This window comes from Archangium sp. (genome assembly GCF_036389735.1).
Taxonomy (GTDB): Bacteria; Myxococcota; Myxococcia; order Myxococcales; family Myxococcaceae; genus Archangium.
Map to the genome: position 1 here is coordinate 1 of NZ_DASVWK010000760.1, position 15,792 is coordinate 15,792.

At 71.3% G+C, this 15,792-nt stretch carries 16 protein-coding genes; 10 read left to right on the top strand and 6 right to left on the bottom strand.

Annotated features, from left to right (window positions below; genetic code table 11):
• The 3 genes from VF794_RS26965 to VF794_RS26975 all read left to right on the top strand — a co-directional run.
• On the top strand, positions 1-319 hold a 319-nt coding region (locus VF794_RS26965), incomplete at its 5' end, for a hypothetical protein (RefSeq protein ID WP_414640961.1).
• Entirely contained in the window at positions 310-873 is a 564-nt protein-coding gene (locus VF794_RS26970; protein WP_331115257.1) for a hypothetical protein, read from the top strand. The genes VF794_RS26965 and VF794_RS26970, both read left to right, overlap by 10 nt.
• A gap of 14 nt (positions 874-887) precedes the next feature.
• Positions 888-1,691: an FRG domain-containing protein gene (locus VF794_RS26975; protein WP_331115258.1), complete on the top strand. Its 804-nt coding sequence runs from the start codon at positions 888-890 to the stop codon at positions 1,689-1,691.
• Here the strand turns inward: VF794_RS26975 and VF794_RS26980 are convergent.
• Positions 1,688-1,873, bottom strand: a complete 186-nt coding sequence (locus VF794_RS26980; RefSeq protein WP_331115259.1) for a hypothetical protein — start codon at positions 1,871-1,873, stop codon at positions 1,688-1,690. The genes VF794_RS26975 and VF794_RS26980 overlap by 4 nt on opposite strands.
• 160 nt (positions 1,874-2,033) lie before the next feature.
• On the opposite strand from VF794_RS26980, the gene VF794_RS26985 reads away from it, so the two are divergent.
• Positions 2,034-2,228, top strand: a complete 195-nt coding sequence (locus tag VF794_RS26985) for a hypothetical protein (protein WP_331115260.1) — start codon at positions 2,034-2,036, stop codon at positions 2,226-2,228.
• A 59-nt stretch (positions 2,229-2,287) separates the two neighbouring features.
• Here VF794_RS26985 and VF794_RS26990 read toward each other — a convergent pair whose 3' ends face one another.
• From VF794_RS26990 to VF794_RS27005, 4 genes are all read right to left on the bottom strand, one after another.
• The gene (locus tag VF794_RS26990; RefSeq protein ID WP_331115261.1) at positions 2,288-2,911 is read right to left on the bottom strand and encodes a hypothetical protein; all 624 of its coding nucleotides are present in this window, start codon (positions 2,909-2,911) and stop codon (positions 2,288-2,290) included.
• Between the two features lie 166 nt (positions 2,912-3,077).
• Positions 3,078-4,211 (bottom strand): hybrid sensor histidine kinase/response regulator, encoded by a 1,134-nt coding sequence (locus tag VF794_RS26995; RefSeq protein ID WP_331115262.1) that lies wholly within the window; start codon positions 4,209-4,211, stop codon positions 3,078-3,080.
• Between the two features lie 6 nt (positions 4,212-4,217).
• A complete protein-coding gene (locus VF794_RS27000) occupies positions 4,218-4,667 on the bottom strand; it encodes a response regulator (protein WP_331115263.1) in 450 nt (149 codons plus the stop codon).
• Positions 4,664-7,258: a PAS domain-containing protein gene (locus VF794_RS27005; protein WP_331115264.1), complete on the bottom strand. Its 2,595-nt coding sequence runs from the start codon at positions 7,256-7,258 to the stop codon at positions 4,664-4,666. The genes VF794_RS27000 and VF794_RS27005 overlap by 4 nt, the downstream gene beginning before the upstream one ends.
• A gap of 219 nt (positions 7,259-7,477) precedes the next feature.
• Between VF794_RS27005 and VF794_RS27010 the strand changes: the two genes are divergently transcribed.
• The 6 genes from VF794_RS27010 (at position 7,478) to VF794_RS27035 (ending at position 15,164) form a co-directional block, all read left to right on the top strand.
• Positions 7,478-9,478, top strand: coding sequence for a TonB-dependent receptor family protein (locus tag VF794_RS27010; protein WP_331115265.1), 2,001 nt, complete (start codon positions 7,478-7,480; stop codon positions 9,476-9,478).
• Positions 9,479-9,519: 41 nt separating this feature from the next.
• A complete protein-coding gene (locus tag VF794_RS27015; RefSeq protein WP_331115266.1) occupies positions 9,520-11,325 on the top strand; it encodes an acyl-CoA dehydrogenase in 1,806 nt (601 codons plus the stop codon).
• A gap of 1 nt (position 11,326) precedes the next feature.
• Positions 11,327-12,133, top strand: a complete 807-nt coding sequence (locus VF794_RS27020) for a hypothetical protein (RefSeq protein ID WP_331115267.1) — start codon at positions 11,327-11,329, stop codon at positions 12,131-12,133.
• Positions 12,134-12,137: 4 nt separating this feature from the next.
• On the top strand, positions 12,138-13,151 hold the full coding sequence (locus VF794_RS27025) for a metal-dependent hydrolase (RefSeq protein WP_331115268.1): 1,014 nt from the start codon (positions 12,138-12,140) through the stop codon (positions 13,149-13,151).
• A 231-nt stretch (positions 13,152-13,382) separates the two neighbouring features.
• Positions 13,383-13,958 (top strand): hypothetical protein, encoded by a 576-nt coding sequence (locus tag VF794_RS27030; protein ID WP_331115270.1) that lies wholly within the window; start codon positions 13,383-13,385, stop codon positions 13,956-13,958.
• Positions 13,959-14,024: 66 nt separating this feature from the next.
• Positions 14,025-15,164: a DUF1615 family protein gene (locus VF794_RS27035; protein ID WP_331115271.1), complete on the top strand. Its 1,140-nt coding sequence runs from the start codon at positions 14,025-14,027 to the stop codon at positions 15,162-15,164.
• Positions 15,165-15,170: 6 nt separating this feature from the next.
• Here the strand turns inward: VF794_RS27035 and VF794_RS27040 are convergent.
• Positions 15,171-15,792 (bottom strand): M16 family metallopeptidase (locus VF794_RS27040; RefSeq protein ID WP_331115273.1); only part of this gene is annotated, 622 nt, incomplete at its 5' end.

Genomic DNA, 15,792 nt, shown 5'->3' on the forward strand with positions numbered 1-15,792 from the left:
CCAGGGGAGGCTCGTCACCGGCGAGTTCCTCCCCGCGCGCGAGGAGCGCCAGGTGGCCACCGTGTCCCTCTCCGAGGCGGAGCGCGAAGCCAAGCGGCGGATGCTCGCGTGCTACGCCACGCAGGCCCGGGGGCTGGAGGATGTCACCGTGGGGCAGGAGTGCTACCGGGTCGCCCCCCGCTATGACTTCACCCGGCCACCGCGCGAGGGGACGCTCCCGTACGAGTCCCGCGGCTGGCGGATGACGGGCGCGCGCTGGCGGGAGCTGGCCCGTCTGGCCCTGGAAACCCTGAAGCTTCCGGAGACACCATGGCACTGAATATCGACACCGGCGTACCCGGGCTCCAGCCCGCCCGAACCTCCACTGCCCTCGAGGAGCAGGAGGTGGGCTCGCTCCGGGACCTGGAGGCACTCCAGGGCGAGTGGCGCTGGTTGTGGGCCCGCTGCCCCGGTGCCCGCGCCACGCAACGGCCGGAGGTGCTGCTGCCCTGGTACCGGAGCACCGACGCCTCCCTCTCGTCGCGGTCGCCCTGGGGGTTGGCGCTGCGCAGCGAGGGACGACTGGTGGGGCTCGCACCGCTCCTCGTCCGCGAGGAAGCGGGGGCACGCGTGGTGCGGCTGCTCGGCGAGGGCCTCTCCGACTACCTGGACGTGCTGATGGATCCGGAGCTGGCCCCACACGGCTTGCGGACGCTCTTCGACTGGCTCGGCCGGAACGCCGCGCGCTGGGACACGTGCGTCTTCGAGCAGTTGCGCGAGAACTCGCCCCTGCTGCGCACCCCCCTGCCCCCGGGCTGGGGCGAGCGTGCCGAGGCGCGGGAGGGCACGTACTACCGACGCAGCCTGTGGCTCGCGCCCGGGGACTCGATGTGACGCGGAGCGGCTGAGTGCTGGAACACCGGGTGGAGAACTGGCTGGAGCTACAGGACGCGCTCTTCTCGGGCTCGTGGAACCCGGAACTCCAGCGCTTCCGGCCCACGCTCGCCTTCCGGGGCGTGCCCGACGCGGGCCATGACCTGGCCACCAGCCTCAACCGCCGCGGCGGCAACTATTCCCGGCAGGAGAACGTCATGCTGCGCGCCTTCCGCAAGTACGCGCGCGGCACCACCACCTCCTGCGTGTCCCTCTGGGACTGGCTGTCGCTCGCCCAGCACCACGGGCTGCCCACGCGCCTGCTGGACTGGACCTTCAGCCCCTACGTGGCGCTGCACTTCCTCTCCGAGGACCCGGACCTGTACGATGTGGACGGCGCCGTGTGGTGCGTGGACTACCGCGAGACGAACCGGCTGCTGCCCCGCCCCCTCAAGGCGCAACTGCGCGAGGAGGGCGCCGACGTCTTCAGCGCGGAGATGCTCGCCCAGGTGGCCGACAACCTCTCCACCTTCGACCAGCTCACCCGCCACACCTTCGTGCTCTTCTTCGAGCCGCCTTCGCTCGACGAGCGCATCATCAACCAGTTCGCCCTCTTCTCGGTGATGAACGACGCCTCGGCGCGGCTGGACTCGTTCCTCGAGAACCAGAAGCGGGGCGTGCGCCGGCTCATCGTCCCCGCGCGCCTCAAGCAGGAGGTGCGCGACAAGCTGGACCAGGCCAACATCACCGAGCGCGTGCTCTTCCCCGGCCTGGACGGGCTCACCCGGTGGCTCCGGCGCTACTACAACCCGAAGCCCCCGGGCGCCCCCCTTCGCTAGTAGTGGTAGGCCCGCCCGTCCGTCTCCGTGGGCAGACGCTGGCCCTCGGAGACGCGCCCCTCCAGCATCACGCGCTTGTCGGCCGCGCGGCTGACGCCCCCGAGGATGAGGGTGAGCGCGATGGTGACGAAGAACACGAGGAAGGCGAAGCCGAAGATGGCCAGGGCCGCATATTCAGGCATGAGGTGATCTCCTTTCCCCTCAAGCTAGGGTCGCTCGCGGAGCCGCACCTCCACCGCTCGCTCCCTCGCTCCCCCTCCATCCCGGGCTTGCCGTCTCCCCCGACTCTCCAGACCTTGAGTCTCGGGTCCAACACACCATTCGCACCGGAGGTCGTACGACATGCCTCGCAAGCCCCAGGAAGAGAACCCCACGATGCACGGGGACGCCAAGATGAGCGAAGAGACCCGCAAGGAGCTCTTCGGCAAGTCGGAGAAGGAGTCCGCGCCCGACGACGCCGAGGGCAAGCAGCGCGAGTTCAGCGGGCCCTCCCAGAGCGGCAGCAAGGACAGCTCGGGCAGCGACAAGCACAGCTGAGCGGATGAGCGGATGAGCGGGGAGGCGGGTGCTCTCGGAGCATCCACTCCCGCCCGGCTTCAGCCCCGCAGCTCCTGCAGGACCCAGTCGCGCACGCGCAGGAAGACGCGCTCGGCGTCCTCGTCCAGCACGTGTCCCGCGCCCGGGAGGAGCTCCAGGCCCTTGCGCCCCCGCGCCCGATCGTAGATGGAGAGCGAGCAGCTCGGCGACAGCACCGTGTCCGCCAGGCCGTGGATGAGCAGCAGCGAGCGCGGCGGCAGCTTCGCCACCGCCTCCGTCCCGTGGCTCTGCGGCGCCAGCCCCACCACCGACGCCACCCACGGCGACCGCGCCGCGGCGTCGATCATCACCGCCCCGCCGAACGAGTGCCCCACCAGGGCCACCCGCTCCAGGCCGCGCGCCACCAGGAAGTCCACCCCCGCGAGCACGTCCCGTACCGCCTCGGACAGGTCCGTCGGGTTGCGGTACTTCACCCGGAGCGTCGACAGCCCGTGGCGCAGCAGCTCCTCACCCAGGCGGGGGAAGAGCCCACGCGCCGGCGTGTCGAATCCACCACCCACGCCCCCGGCCAGCAGCACTCCCGCCCTGGCCCCGGGGGCCTCGTACAGCAGCACGTCCAGTGGCCCCCACCGGGTCCCGAGTCTGTGTGCCCACGGCTCCTCCCCCGAACCATCCCGCGTCATTCGACCCTCTCCGTCCGTTCCTCCTCGACGTGCCCCCTTGCCACCCAGGGTGGGCATGGGTGACTGGCCGTGAAGTCATGGAACAACGGGCGGGAAGGCGAAAGGTAGACCCTCCCCCTGCTCCTCTTCGAGAGGAAAAGGGGGAGCCGCGCGCTGGGGAATTTGATCAGCTCTTCGCGGTGGGCGGGTGGCGTGGCAGCTTCAGCCAGAAGCACGTGCCCTCCGCATCCGTGGAGCGCACCTGCAACGTGCCCCCGTGGGCCTTCACGATTTCATGCGTGATGTAGAGCCCCAGCCCCAGCCCTGAACGCGAGCCCGAGCGCGAGCCCTCCTGCCCCCGCACGAACGGGTCGAAGATGTGCGACATCCGCTCCGCGGGGATGGGCGAGCCCAGGTTGTGCACCTCCACCCGCACCCCTTCCCCCTCGTCACGCGCCACCACCCGCACCACGCTCTCCTCCGGCGAGTACTGCACCGCGTTGCCCACCAGGTTGGACGCCGCCTGGGCGATGCGGTCCGCGTCCCACTCGCCCCACCCCGTGCCCGCCACGTTCAGCTCGAAGCTGCGCTTGGGGTGCGCCACCTCCAGCTCCTCCACCACCTGCCGCAGCACCTCGTGCACGTTCATCCACGAGCGCTGGAGGGTGTAGCCCCCACCCAGCCGCGTGCGCGTGAAGTCCAGGATGTCGGAAATCATCCGCGCCATCCGGTCCGCGGAGATGGAGATGCGGTTGACGGCCTTGCGCTGGGGCTCGGACATGCCCCCGTAGCGCAGCAGCAGCGCCGCGTTGCCGGAGATGGCCTGGAGGGGGTTGCGCAGGTCGTGCCCGAGAATCCCCAGGAACTGCTCGCGGAACACCGCCGTCTGCCGCGCGGCCTCCTCGCGCTTGAGACCCTCCTCGGCCCGCTTGCGCTCGATGGCGTAGCGCAGCGCGCGCACCAGCAGCGGGCCCGTGGCCTGGCCCTTCACCAGGTAGTCCTGCGCGCCCGTGTGCACCGCCTTCATCGCGAGCTGCTCGTCATCCGTGCCGGTGAGCACCACCAGCGGCAGGGCCGGCGCCGCCTGCACCATCCGCTCGATGTTGGACAGGCCGTGACCGTCCGGCAGCGACAGGTCCAACAGCACCACGTCCAGCCCGGACTCGGCCACCTCCGTCACCGCCTCCGCCAGGCGCGTCACGTGGCGCACCTCGAAGCGTACGGACGTCACCTCCCGCAGCTCCTCCTGAAGGAGCCGGGCGTCCCCGAGGTTGTCCTCCACCAACAGCAGCCGCAACGGTCGACCTTCGTCCACGCTCATGGCCCCTCAATCCCCCGTCGGCAGTCGCACCACCGACAACCAGAAGTCGTCGATGGAGCGCACCACGGAGATGAACTGCTCCAGGTCCACCGGCTTGGTGATGTAGCAGTTGGCGTGCAGGTCGTAGGTGCGCAGGATGTCCTCCTCCGCCTTGGAGGTGGTCAGCACCACCACGGGGATGCGGCGCAGCTTCGCGTCGTCCTTGATCTCCGCCAGCACCTCGCGCCCGTCCTTCCTGGGCAGGTTGAGATCCAACAGGATGAGGTCCGGCCGCGCGGAGTTGCCGTGGGGGCCCTCGCGGCGCAGGAAGGCGAGCGCTTCCACCCCGTCGCGCGCGACGGAGAGGTTGTTCCTCACCTTGCCCTCCTTGAGAGCCTCGATGGTCAGCCGGACGTCGCCGGGGTTGTCCTCCACCAGGAGGATTTCAATGGGGCGTCCGCGGGTGTCATCACTCATGAAGTCGTGCCCTGGGATGAAGCGGTGGGGACCGCCGGAAGGGTGAACCAGAACGTCGTGCCCTGGCCGGGCTGCGAGTCGAGGCCGATGCGGCCCCCATGCCGCTCGACGATCTTCTTGCAGATGGCGAGACCGATGCCCGTACCAGGGTACTCCTCCTTGCCGTGGAGTCGCTGGAAGATGACGAAGATGCGCTCGTAATACTGGGGCTCGATGCCGATACCGTTGTCCTCCACGGTGAAGCGCCACATGGGGCCCTCGCGCTCGGCCTCCACCAGCACCCGGGGGGCGGTCGGGCCGCGGAACTTCAGCGCGTTGCCCACCAGGTTCTGGAAGAGCTGGATGAGCTGCGTCTCGTCCACCATCACCGACGGCAGCTTGCCCTGGACGAGCGTGGCGCCCGCCTCGTCCACGGCCGTCTTGAGGTTGGCCAGGGCCTTCTCCAGCGCGCGGCCGGAGTCGATGGGCTTGAACTCGTGGCCACGGGTGCCCACGCGCGAGTAGGCCAACAGGTCCTGGATGAGCCGCTGCATGCGGTTCACCCCGTCCACCGCGTAGGCGATGAACTCGTCGGCGTCCGTGTCCAGCTTGCCCTTGTAGCGCCGCGCCAGCAGCTGCGTGTAGCTGGCCACCATGCGCAGCGGCTCCTGCAGGTCATGGGAGGCCACGTAGGCGAACTGTTGAAGCTCCTCATTGGAGCGCGCCAGTTCCTGGGCATGGGACTGGAGGGACACCTCGGCGCGGCGGCGCTCGACGCCCTGGGCGATGGCGTCCGTCACCGTGGCCAGCGTGGCCAGGGCCTCCTCCTCCAGGGGCTGCTGGCCGTAGACGACGAGCACCCCCACGAGCTGCCCGCGCACCAGCAGCGGGGTGCCCAGGAAGGACACCAGCCCATGGGCTTGCGCCCACGCCCGGGAGCGCAGCCGGGGGTCCTCCTGCACGGCGTTGACGAGCAGGGGCTGGCGCGACTCGCCCACGATCCCGACGAGCAGCTGCCCCAGCTCCGTCTGGGACGGTTGCTTGGAGAAAGGCGCGGCGGGGCCGGCGTTGCCCTCCAGCGTCAGCACCCGGGCCTCGCGCTTCCACTTCCACACCTGCACCAGTGGCAGCACCGGCAGGTTGCGCACCATCGCCTCGGCGCACGCCTGCATCAGGCTCGAGGGGGTGTCCTCGCGCGACAGCACCTCGCTCACCTCGGCGCGCAGGGCCTCGAGCCGTCGGGCGCGCTGCTCGCTCTCCAGCCGGCGCGAGGCCTCCTCGGCCTGGCGCTGGGCGGTGATGTCCGTGCTGGTGCCCATCCACTCGCGCACGCTGCCGTCGGGGTTGAGCACGGGGACGCCACGCGACACGGTGATGGCGTAGCCACCCTCCGCCCGCTGCAAGCGCATCTCCACCTCGTAGGGCTGCTTGAGCGCCCGCGCCGCCTCCCAGCCCCGGCGCACGCGCTCCTGGTCCTCGGGGTGGATGACGGCCAGCCAGCCGAAACCCTTGTAGTCCTCGCGCGACTGCCCGGTGAAGGCCCGCCAGGTGGGGGAGTCCTCCATCACCTCGCCATCCGGCCGCATCACCCACACGGCCTGGGCGCTGGCGGACACGAGCGAGCGGAAGCGCTCCTCGGCGCGGATGGCGTTGGTGTAGAGGCGCGCGTGCTCCACCGCCAGCGCGGCGCGGGCGGCGAGCTGCTCGGCGAAGGCCACGTCCGCGGGGGTGAAGCGCCGGCCGGACTCGGCGGTGACGAGCTGGAGCGCACCGAAGGTGCGGCCCCGCGCGGACAGGGGCACCATCACGGACGAGCGCAGGCCCAGCGCGCGCGAGATGCGCAGCAGCTCCGCGTCTCCCTGGCTGGCGGTCACCAGCACCGCGTCGGAGATGTCCGGGAACACCAGGGACTGCCCGGTGCGAATGACCTGGTACACGCTGTAGGGCCGGCGCGGATCCGGTGGGTAGCGTCGGCGGAGCTCGTCGGCCAGCGCCACCTTCGACGGGTCCACGTGCGCCACGCCAAGCCGTTGGGCGACGCCCTCCTCGTCGAGGATCTCCAGCGAGCACCAGTCCGCCAGCCGGGGCACCGCCAGCCGGGTGAGGGCCGCCAGCGTCGTCTCGTAGTCCAGCGAGGAGCCGAGCAGCGCGCTCGCCTCGGCGAGGAAGCTCAGCCCGTCCGCGGCGCGTTTCTGGTCGTCGATATCGGTGCAGGTGCCGAACCACTTGACGATGCGACCGCTGGCGTCGCGCACGGGGTGGGCCCGGCCGAGGAACCAGCGGTACACCCCGTCATGGCGCCGGCAGCGGTACTCCACCTCGTAGGACTCGCCGGTGCGCACCGAGTGCTGCCAGCGCTTCGCCGCCTCGGGGACGTCGTCCGGGTGGAAGGGCATCCGCCACCCCTCGCCCTGGGTCACCGCGAAGGAGGTACCGGTGTAGTCGTACCAACGCTGGTTGAAGTAGTCGTGGAAACCATCTGGCCGGGTCGTCCAGACGAGCTGGGGGATGGCCTCGGCGAGCTGCCGGAAGGAGTCCTCCCCCGCGGGATGGTTCAGGGTTTCGTTCAGCGACGTCTGCACGTCCGGGACGCGGCGCTCGGTTGGATTCATGAAGGGGGCTGGAGACCTTAACAGGCCAGAACAGCCCGGGACGGCGGGCCCCATCCGCTCCGGGTCGGCTTTCCACCAGCGGACACTCCTTATAAGGAGGTCGTCCGCGTGGACGGCGGCACGCGGAGCCCCTGCCCGCCCGCTCCCCCAGCGCCACGCGGTCAACACCCGACTCCCAGGCGAGTGGCGCGGGGCGCGCGGGTGGGACACAGATACGGGATGTCCTGGCTCCTGCCCTGCGCGCTGCTCCTGTCGCGGACCCCGGCCCCCGAGACGACGGTCGTCGCGCCCAAGGTGCCCACACCGCTGAGCCGCACGCCGGCGGCGGTGAGCATCGTGGAGGGCGAGGATCTCCAGGAGGGACGTCCCACGCTGGGGCTGTACGAGGGGCTGGTGGCGACACCGGGGCTGGTGGTGCAGAGCCGGAACAACCCGTCCCAGGACTTGCGACTCTCCCTCCGTGGCTTCGGGGCGCGCTCGGCGTTCGGCATCCGGGGCATCACCGTGCTGGTGGACGGCTTTCCGGAGACGCTGCCGGACGGGCAGACGAACGTGGACAGCCTGGACCTGGCGTCGGCGGCGCGTGTCGAGGTGCTGCGGGGCCTGGCCTCGTCGCTGTACGGGAACGCGGCGGGCGGGGTGGTGAGCATCACCACGGAGGACGGCCCGGATCGGCCCTTCGTGGAGGCGCGGACAGTGCACGGGGATGAGGGCCTGTGGAAACTGCACGCCAAGGGCGGGGGCAAGAGCGGGGACGTGCGCTGGCTGGTGAGCGCGTCGCGGCTGACGCTGGAGGGCTGGCGGCGGCGGTCGGGCACGGAGCAGGTGCAGGTGAACGGGAAGGTGGGCTGGACACCGGATGAGCGCTCGGAGCTGACGGCGGTGCTGTCGCTGGTGGACGCGCCGGATGCGGGAGACGCGGGCGGGCTGACGCGGGAGGAGGTGGAGGAAGACCCGAGGCAGGCGGCGCCACTCAACCTGCGCTTCCACGCGGGCGAGTCGGTGCGACAGGGCCGGGTGGGGCTGACGTACCGCCGCCGCCTGGGGGAGAACCACGAGGTGGAAGCGCGGGGCTTCCTGGCGCTGCGCCGCTTCCAGAACGCCCTGCCCTCGGTGGTGGTGGCGTTCGACCGGACGTTCGATGGGGTGTCGGTGCGCTACGGCAACCGGGCGCCGCTGCTCGGCCTGCGCAGCCGCTTCACGGTGGGGACGGAGCTGCAAGCCCAGGCGGACCGGCGGAAGAACTTCGACAACGTGGACGGCCTGCCCGGGAGCACGCTCCAGCTCGACCAGGACGAGGACGTGACGGCGCTGGGCCTCTTCGCGCAGGAGGAGCTGGAGCTGCGCGAGCGCCTGACGCTGGTGGCGGGGGTGCGCTACGACCTGTCGCGCTACGCGGTGACGGACTTCCTGAAGGAGGACGGGGAGGGGACGGGGACACGGACGTTCCAGCAACCCACGGGGCGACTGGGGCTCATCTGGGCGCCGAGGCCGGAGGTGTCGGTGTTCGCGAACGTCTCGCAGTCCTTCGAGACGCCGACGACGACGGAGCTGGCGGTGCCGCCGGGGGCGGGCGGAGGGCTGTCGCGGGAGCTGAAGCCGCAGCACTCGGACGGAGCGGAAGTGGGGGCGCGCGGGCTGCTGTGGGGTCGGCTGCGCTACGACGTGGCGCTGTACGCGGTGCGGGTCCGGGACGGGCTGGTGCGCTTCGAGGACGAGCGGGCGCGAGCGTACTTCCGCAACACGGGGCGCTCGCGGCACGTGGGCGCGGAGGTGGCGCTGGAGGCGAAGGTGACGGAGGCGCTGCGGGTGCGCGCGGCGTACAACGCGCTGCGGGCGACCTTCCGCGACTACGCGCCGCGGGGGACACAGCTCCGGGGGAAACAGGTGCCGGGGATTCCGGCCCACCAGGTGGGAGCGGAGGCGGTGTACCGGCACGCGAGCGGGGCGCTGGCGGCGGTGGAGGTCTTCAGCACGGGAGGCCTGTACGCGGACGACGCGAACACGGTGCGCGAGCACACGGCGTGGGTGGTGAACGCGAGGCTGGGGCACCGCTTCCGGATGGGGGCCTTCGAGGTGAACCCCTTCCTGGGCCTCCAGAACCTGCTGTCGGCGCGCTACAGCGACAACGTGCGGGTGAACGCGAGCCGGGGGCGCTACTTCGAGCCGGCGCCACCACTGACGGTGTACGCGGGAGCGGGCCTCTCACACCGCTGGTAAGCCCCTCGCGCCCTGCCCTCCCATGACATAAACACGGACCCATGACCGCCCCCGCCTCGAACCCGCTGCTCTCGGACCGCGACGTGGACTTCCAGCTCTACGAGGTGCTGGACCTCGAGTCGCTCTGCCAGCTCCCGGCCTTCGCGGACCACTCGCGCGAGACGTTCACGCTCTTCCTGGACAGCACGCGTCGCTACGCGCGGGACGTCCTCTTCCCCACGTACCGCCTCATGGACAACGAGCCGCCGACGTTCCGCGATGGCCGCGTCCACGTGCACCCGCTGATGCGCAAGCTGTACCCGCAGCTGGTGGACCTGGGCCTGCTGTCCGCCACGCGGCCCACGGACGTGGGAGGCCAGCAACTGCCCCTCACGGTGTACTCGCTGGCCTCGGCGTACCTGATGGCGGGCAACTTGAGCGCCTACGGCTACATCGGACTCACCAGCGGCGCGGCGCACCTCATCGAGGCCTTCGGCGACCCCGCCCTCAAGGACCTGTTGATGTCCCGGATGTACCAGGGCGAGTGGACGGGCACCATGGCCCTCACCGAGCCGCAGGCGGGCAGCAGCCTCGCGGACGTGCGCACGAAGGCCACGCCTGTCGGGGACGGCACCTACCGCATCACCGGCTCGAAGATCTTCATCAGCGGCGGGGACCAGGACTTCACGGAGAACGTGGTGCACCTCACGCTGGCGCGCATCGAGGGCGCACCCGCCGGGGTGAAGGGCCTGTCGCTCTTCGCGGTTCCCTCGCGGCGGCCCGAGGGCGGACGGCTCGTGGACAACGACGTGCGGGTGGCGGGCGTCATCCACAAGATTGGCTGGAAGGGCCTGCCCAGCCTCGCGCTCAACTACGGCGAGGGCGGGGACTGCCGCGGGTGGCGGGTGGGCGAGGCGGGCAAGGGCCTGGCCCACATGTTCCAGATGATGAACGAGGCCCGCATCATGGTGGGCCTCAACGGGGTGGCGACGGCCTCGGTGGCCTACCACGAGTCCCTGGCCTACGCGCAGAGCCGGCCGCAGGGGCGCCCCGCCGGGGAGAAGGACGCGTCGCGACCGCAGCGCCCCATCATCGAGCACGCGGACGTGCGGCGGATGCTGCTGCGGCAGAAGGCCATCGTGGAGGGGGGCCTGTCGCTGCTGGCGGCGGCCTCGTGGTACGCGGACCTGGCGGCCCACGGGAAGACGGAGGAGGAGCGCAGGCGCTCGGGGCTGCTGTTGGACCTGCTCACGCCCCTGGCGAAAACGTTCCCCGCGGAGAAGGGCTTCGAGGCCAACACGCTGTCGGTGCAGGTGCACGGCGGCTACGGCTACTCGAGCGAGTACCTCCCCGAGGCGTGGCTGCGCGACCAGAAGCTCAACAGCATCCACGAGGGCACCACGGGCATCCAGGGGTTGGACCTGCTGGGGCGCAAGGTGGTGGCGGCGGGCGGCGCGGCGCTCCAGGCCTTCGCAGAGGAGATAGGGGCCACGGTGGAGCGGGCGCGTCGGGCGGGCGTGGATCCGGCCTGGGGCGAGGCGCTGAGCCAGGCGACACAGGAAGTGGTGGCGCTGACGATGGAGCTGGGCGCCGCGGGCATGGCGGGCGAGGTGGAGCGGATGCTGCGCCACAGCGCGCACTACATGGAGCTGTTCTCGGCGCTGGCGGTGTCGTGGCGGTGGCTGGCGCAGGCGGCGGCGGCGCGCGAGGGCCTCGCACGGGGCGGAGGCGGCCAGGACTTCTACGAGGGCAAGCTGGCCGCCGCGCAGTACTGGCTCCACACGGAGCTGCCGCGCGTCTCCATCCTCGTGACGCTGTGCCGCTCGGGAGAGGACTCGTACACGCGGATGCGGCCCGAGTGGTTCTGACATGACCGTCTCGTTCCACCTGTGCCAGCCCGGCCGTGGCGCCTCCTGCGGGGCGTGCTGCGGCCTCTACAACTTCCGCGACCACTCGCGCGCCACGCTCACCGAGCGCCTCGCCGCGCAGACCGACGCCGTCCGTCCGCTCCCCAAGGAGCCCGAGGCGTACCAGGCCGCCGCCCGCGCCCTGCTGGAGGCCCGCACGCCTCCCCTCTTCCCCGCCGTGCGCGTCTGCCCGCTGCTGGGCTTCCTCGACGCGGAGCACACCCAGGTGGGCTGCCTCGGCCACCCCAGGGTGACGGGCGGCGTGGACCTGCGCGACTGCGGCGTCTACCGCGCCGACATCTGCGAGACCTTCACCTGTCCCTCCTTCACCTGGCTCACGGACGCCCAGGCGCGGCTCATCCAGGCCGCGTGCGCGGACTGGTACCTGTACGGCCTCGTCATCACCGACGTGGAGTTCGTCCGCGGCTGCCTGCGCCTGCTCGAGTGGGAGCTCGCCGGACCCGTGAACCCCGAGGCCCTCCTCGCCCGCCCCGAGGCCCTGGAGGCCGTGCGCCAGCTCTTCGCCCTGAAGGAGACCGCGCCCGGCCGGGGCACCCACGCCGCCGTCTTCGGCCGCTTCACCCCGGACACCGAGGGCGAGCCCGTCTCGCGCACGCTCGACTACGCCGCCCTGGGCGCGCGCGCCGCTCCCGAGGACGAGGTGGTGCTGTGCCTCGGGTACGTGCCTGTCCTCCTGGAAGAGCTCACCCGGGCGCGGGAGCTCGTCCACGCGCATGTGCGGGCCGTGGCCCTCGCCCTGGGGGCGTGACGCCATGGACAACCTCACCCATGGGTTGCTGGGCCTCGCCCTCGGCGCGCTGCGCCGGCCCGAGGCTCCCGCTGGCGCTCCGCTCTCCCCCACCGACAAGGCCGTCCTGCTCGGCTCCGTCCTCGCCTCCGAGCTGCCCGACCTCGACACCCTGCTGCCGGCCGCCAACTCCGTCGACCACGCCCTGCGCGCCCACCGCGGCCTGTCCCACGCACTCGCCTTCGCGCCCCTCGTGGCCCTCACCGCCACCGCGCTCGCCCTGCTCGTCTTCCGCCGCGCCCGCTTCCTCCCCGTCTACCTCTCCAGCCTGCTCGCGCTCGTCGTGGCGCACCTGTTGCCGGACTTGTGGACCGGCTGGGGCACCCGGCTCCTCCTCCCCTTCTCCGACCAGCGCCTCACGCTCGATTGGACGATGGTGGTGGACCCGCTCGTCACCCTCCCCCTCCTCGTGGGCACGGTGTGGGCCTGGCGTCGTCGGGCACGGTGGCGCGGGGCCCTGCTCGTGGGCCTCGCGTGCTCGGCCGCGTACGTGGGCATGCGCGGCGTCCTCCAAGCCACGTTGACCTCCCGGGTGCGCGAGGCCACGCCGGGTGCGGAGCGGGTGCAGGTGTTCCCCGCGTGGCTCTCGCTCACCACGTGGCGCTACGTGACCGTCCTCCCCTCCGAGTACGTGGCCGGCACGGTGTCCCTCGGGGGCTCCCCGCATGCGGAGCGCCGTCTGCCTCGTCCCGGCCCGGATGCGCTCCCCGCCAACGTGCGCGCCGTGCCCACCGTGCACGAGGCCCTCGCGTGGGCCCGCTTCCCCGTCATCTCCTCCACGCCAGTGGCGGAGGGACGCACGGTGATCCGCATCGGTGACCTGCGCTACCACCTGCACGGTGAGCCGACGCTCGCCTTCGTCCTGGAGCTGGGACCGGACCTCGCCGTGACGGAGGCCCGACTGGAGCGCGGTGGAAGTGCGCGGGAGCTGCTCGAGCGCTGGCGGGGAGAACCCAAGGGGCGGAGACCCTCACCCTGACCCTCCTCCCGAAGGCAGAGGGGACGCTCGCCTGCCTTCCGTGTCTCGCACCACACGGAACAGGGCTTCGGGGCGCAACTTGCCGCATCCGTCCTGGGTCCCCACCTTCCCCCCGGCGGGCGAGTGTGGGGGGGCGGGATGCCGAGATGGGCGATGGGGTTGGGGCTGGTGGGGTGGTGTGTCCTCTGTTCGGCGGGATGCCGGAAGCCGGAGCCAGCGATCGCGGTGCCCGTGGCTTCCGCGCCCACGGTCGTCTCCCCGGCTCCACCCGAGGCCCCTCCTGTCGTTCGTACCGTCGCCGTCGTCGACCTGGAAGCCCTGGCCGTCCCCACCGCCGAGACCCGGAAGGCCGAGCCGCCGGCCGAGGCGACTGCGGCGGACGAGGAGCCACCGCCCTCGCGGCTGGTGGAGACGGACTCCGAGGCGTGGGAATGGTCGGAGCGCCGGACCGTCCGCACCACTTCGGAGGACGAGAACGAGGATGAGGACAGGGCGTGGGTGCGCGCGGCGGCCGAGGCGGCGCGAGCCATTGACACGAGCGGCTCCGCCACCCGGCCCCTGGATCAGGTCACCATCGCCACCAGCTCCGTGGATGGCCGGGTGAAGCGCGTGCGCCCTGGCACCATCGAGGTGAGCGACCGCGAGGGCAACGTCTACGAGCTGCACATCGACGGTCGCAGCCGGGGCCTGCGCCGGGGGCGCCACATCCCGCTCAAGGCCATCACCGAGGGCATGTCGGTGCGCGCCTCGTTCGATCTGGTGGGCGACGGTGAGAGCCGCGCACGCGACATCGAGGTGCGGCGGTAGACTGCCCCTACTCAAGGGGCTGTGATGGTCTTCACGAATCATTCAGGGCTTGTAGGAGTCGTGCTGGTGGCGCTGCTGAGCGCGTGTGCGCGCAACGTGCGCCCCGAGGTCCCGCTTCCTCCGCGCGTCACCGTGGAGCAGATCGCCAGGCTCATGCCTCCGGACGAGAAGGACCGGGAGGGCTGGGCGCAGGACGTGATGGCGGCGCTGGAGGCGCACCGGCTGTACCCCTCGGCGGAGGCGGTGTGCTCGGTGCTGGCCGTCATCGAGCAGGAGTCCGGCTTCGAGGCCAACCCGGCGGTGCCGGGACTGGCGCGCATCGTCCAGGATCGGCTGAAGGCCTACGCGGACAAGCTGGGCCCGCTCGGGGGTCCGGCGGTGAAGGCGCTGCTGGAGGGCAAGGCGCCGGGGCAGACGCAGACCTTCGAGCAGCGCCTCAATCAGGTGAAGACGGAGCGGGACCTGGACCGCGTCTTCCGCGAGCTGCTGGAGTACTACGAGACGGAGTACCCGAAGACGTACACCGCGGCGCAGCTGGCGAGCGCCCTCTTCAAGTCCTCGCGGCTGGAGGACCTCAACCCCATCACCACCGCCGGCTCCATGCAGGTGAGCGTGCGCTTCTCGGCGGAACTGGCCGGCGGAGACGAGCAAGCGGAGCGGCGGGTGCGCGAGGAGCTCTACACGCGCGGCGGCGGGGTGTACTACGGCACGGCGCGGCTGCTCGGCTACGAGGCCCACTACGACGACCCCATCTACCGCTTCGCGGACTACAACGCGGGCTTCTACGCCTCGCGCAACGCGGCGGTGCAGGCGCAGGTGAGCCGGCTCACCGACATCAAGCTGGTGCAGGACGGGGACCTGCTCGCCTACGACAAGCAGGACGAGCCGGTGGACGAGGACAGCAACTCCCTCAAGGCGCTGCTGGCGTTCCGGCAGCGGTACGCACCGGAGGACTTGAGCGAGCGTCGGGTGCGCAAGGACGCGCTGAAGGAGAAGGAACTGGCCTTCGAGGAGACGGACACGTGGAATGCCATCAAGCGCGCGTACCAGGAGGAGACGGGCCAACCTCCCGAGTACGCGCGGCTCCCCACCGTGACCATCCGCAGCCCCAAAATCAGTGGGGATCGCTCCACGTCGTGGTTCGCGCAGTCGGTGAACAAGCGCTACCAGAAGTGCCAGGCCCGCTACGCCGCCCTGCCGAAATAGGGCCCGCTATGGCTTCGGAGCGAAGTGCGGATCGGTGATGCGCATCTCCGTGACGGTGCCGTACTTGCGCGCCACGGTCCGGATGGACGAGGCCTTGCCGATGAGCACCACGGTGAGGTCCTCGCGCGAGGGCATCACCCGCTGGATGGCGGCCTGGATACGCGCCTTGTCCGCGCCGGCCACCTTCGCGGCGAAGTCGTTCACGTCGCTCGCGTCCAGCCCGTAGAAGGCGAGCTCGGTCAGCTTGTTGGCGATCTGCCGGCCCGTCTCCAACGTGGGCGGGAACTGGCCCAGCACGTACTCCTTGGCGGAGGAGAGCAGGGCGTCGTCCATGCCCTCCTGGCGATAGCGGGCGAGGACGTCCAGCGCCATGTCGAGCGCCTGCTCGGTGGACTCCGTCTTGGTGAACGAGGAGACGGCGAAGGGCCCCGCCTGCGTCTGGGCGAGCACCAGCGAGCCGGCGCCATAGGTGAGGCCGGACTTCACGCGCAGCGCCGTGTTGAGCAGCGAGGTGAAGCGGCCACCGAGCACGGTGTTGGCCAGGTTCACGTCCACGCGCGCGGGGTCCGTGCGGGCGATGCCGGTGTTGCCGACCCAGAAGTACGTCTGGGTGGCGTCCGGCTTGTCC